Here is a 2,901-nt window from a genome sequence, read left to right as displayed (position 1 = left end):
CGCTGGTGTGGCAGAAGCTGACCGCAGGCCTGGCCGGGCTGGCCGTGGCGTCCCCAACCAGCGCGGCGTTGTCCGAGGCCCGCCGCCGGGTCGGGCCCGCACCGCTGCGCGCCCTGTTCGACCTGCTACGCGGCCCGGCCGCCGGCCTGGCCACCCGCGGGGTGTGGTGGCGCGGCCGGCTGGTCACCGCGATCGACGGCACCATCATGGCGTGCCCGGACACGGCGGCGAACCTGGCCGTGTACCGCCGGGGCGGTGGCCACCACGGCGGGACCCGATACCCGCAGCTGCGGCTGCTGGCCCTGGTCGGCTGCGGTACCCGCACCGTCATCGACGCGGTCTTCGGCCCGACCAGCAGCGGCGAGACGACCTACGCCACCCGGCTGCTGCGCAGCCTGCACCACGGGATGATCGTCCTGGCTGATCGTAACTTCGCGTCGCAGAAGCTGCTCGAAGCGATCGCGGGCACCGGCGCCGACCTGCTGGTCCGGGTGAAAAACGGCCGGAACCTCCCGGTCTGCCGCCGCTACCGGGACGGGTCCTACGTGTCCCGGATGGGTGGACTGGAAGTCCGCGTGATCTGCGCCGAGATCACGATCGTGACGTCCGCCGGCCGGCAGACCGGCGTCTACCGGCTCGTGACGACCGTCACCGATCCGCACTGTCCCGCAACCGACATCATCCGCCTTTATCATGATCGTTGGGAGATCGAAACCACCTATTTGGAGATCAAATCGACGATCCTGGGAGGCAGGGTGCTACGCGCCCGCACCCCGACCGGCGTTGAGCAGGAGATCTACGCCCTACTCGTCACCTACCAGGTGCTACGCCTGGCGATGGCCGACGCCACCGCCACCCGCCCGGACGTCGACCCCGACCGCGCCAGCTTCACCACCGCCCTGCACACCGCCCGCGACCAGCTCACCCAGGCCGCCGGCGTCATCGCCGACACCGTCATCGACCTTGTCGGCACCATCGGCCGACACATCCTGGACAACCTCCTGCCCGACCGGCGTCTACGGGTCAACCCCCGCGTCGTCAAACGCGCGATCTCCACGTTCGTCGCCAAAGGCACCCGCGTCCGAGCCCCGAGCTACAAGGCCACCATCAACATCGACATCCTCGTATCCCAAGACCCTTGACAACCAGCCCTGCCAGCTAACCAAGCGGCTTTGGGGCTATTGCCGGGCGCTCTAAATTCCAAGCTGATTCGGGCTGAATGTTTGCGTCAGCTGGTGACGTCCCACAGCCGGATTGTGCTGTCTTCGCTGACGGTGGCGAGGACTTTGCCGTCAGGGCTGAACGCCACGCTGTAGATCTGGCCGGTGTGGCCCGTGAGCGTCTTGGTGGTCTGGCCGGTGACCACGTTCCACAGCCGGGCAGTGGTATCATTGCCGCCACTCGCGAGGACCTTGCCGTCGGGGCTGAACGCCACGCTGTAGATCTGGCCGGTGTGGCCCGTGAGCGTAGCGATAGTCTTGCCGGTAGCAAGATCATACAGCAGCACCCGGTTGCGGTCAGCAGCGCTGGCGAGAGTCGTGCCATCCGGGCTGAACGCCACGTTGGTAGCGCCACCCGTCAGCGTGCTGGCGAGCTGGCCGGTGGCCACGTTCCACAGCCGCACCGACTCCTGGCTGCCGCTGGCAAGGGTTTTACCGTCGGGGCTGAAAGCGACGCCGTAAACATAGTTGGTGTTACCGGTGAAGGTGGTGGTGACCTGGCCGGTGGCAACGTTCCACAGCCGCACCGGCCCGTTGGCGCTACCGGTGGCGAGAACATTGCCGTCGGTGGGGCTGACCGCTATAGCGGTCACCTGGTCCGTGAAGTTGGCGAAGCTTCCGGTGGCCTTGGCCGTGGCAACGTTCCACACCCGCACGGTGAAGTCCTCGCCGGCCGTGACGAGGGTCCTGCCGTCAGGGCTGAACGCCACGGCAAACACGCCACCGGTGTGACCGGTGAAGGTCGCGGTGACCTGGCCTGTGGCAACGTTCCACAGCCGCACAGTCTTGTCCGCGCTACCGGTGGCGAGAGTTCTGCCGTCGGGACTGAACGCCACTGTCGTGACCCGGGCGGTGTGACCGGTGAGCACGCTCGGGTGCTGGTTACCAGGGCCGGACACCTGGGTTGCCGAGGCGCCGGCGTTTTGGTTGCCGGGGTCGGGCGCCTGAGTCGCCGAGGCGCCCGCGGTGGAATTGACTGCACTCCCCGACGATCCGCCGCATCCTGCCAGGGCGACTACCGCAACGCCAGTCACGAATATCACGGCCATCAGCCTTGACGAATCGCTTCCCACAGCACCTGTCATAGTGACGATAACCTTTCCTTCGATGATCATTAACGGAGCCATCGATTATGATTCGTTTCGACGGATCACAGGTAGAAGATGGTCCATTCCTGCAAGAATTGGGTTCGCAGCCCAATTCGAGGAGAGGAGGCGGCCCATCGGACGCGAAGCGTACCACCGGCTTTACGACTCTTCACAATAGGCCGGAATTCGCATTCATGCGACTACCGAATGCGAGGTGGTCGACAACCTGTCCTCCATTCGGGCGGGGCGCCGGATCATCCGCGCTCACCGCACCCGGACATCACGGCGCAGTTCGTCAGCCGTGGTGGACGTGCCACCACCAGGCCGCGGCGACGAGCAGGATGTAGGCGCCGACCACCACGAACCCGAAAGCCGGTGCCCGGGTGACCGCGCCACGTGGCGACAGCACAGGATCGGCGCTCATACCCACGTCCGCGTTGGCCCGCGCACGCAACGTCATCATCATGGCGCCGGTCCGCTCGGCCTGTTCCCGACGCCCGGGAGACTCCCCCACCGGTGCGAACGGCCCGACCGCCACCACCGTGGCCGGTTCCCAGGCCAGCACAAGCCGGTCACCGACGAGTCGAGCGCCG

Annotated in this window: 3 protein-coding genes; 1 reads left to right on the top strand and 2 read right to left on the bottom strand. The window is 66.8% G+C overall.

What is annotated here, in order from left to right; genetic code table 11:
* Positions 1 to 1,142, top strand: a 1,142-nt coding sequence (locus U9980_RS16215) for an IS4 family transposase (protein ID WP_322768682.1), incomplete at its 5' end; no start/stop codon positions are given.
* A gap of 86 nt (positions 1,143 to 1,228) precedes the next feature.
* Here U9980_RS16215 and U9980_RS16210 read toward each other — a convergent pair.
* Both U9980_RS16210 and U9980_RS16205 read right to left on the bottom strand, forming a co-directional pair.
* Entirely contained in the window at positions 1,229 to 2,263 is a 1,035-nt protein-coding gene (locus U9980_RS16210) for a WD40 repeat domain-containing protein (protein ID WP_322768681.1), read from the bottom strand.
* Between the two features lie 340 nt (positions 2,264 to 2,603).
* Positions 2,604 to 2,901, bottom strand: a 298-nt coding sequence (locus U9980_RS16205; protein WP_322768680.1) for a hypothetical protein, incomplete at its 5' end; no start/stop codon positions are given.

The organism is Protofrankia sp. Cr1 (assembly GCF_963555865.1).
GTDB lineage: Bacteria > Actinomycetota > Actinomycetes > Frankiales > Frankiaceae > Protofrankia.
The sequence above is the reverse complement of the archived record's forward strand: the minus strand, read 5'-3'. Positions and strand labels throughout refer to the sequence as shown.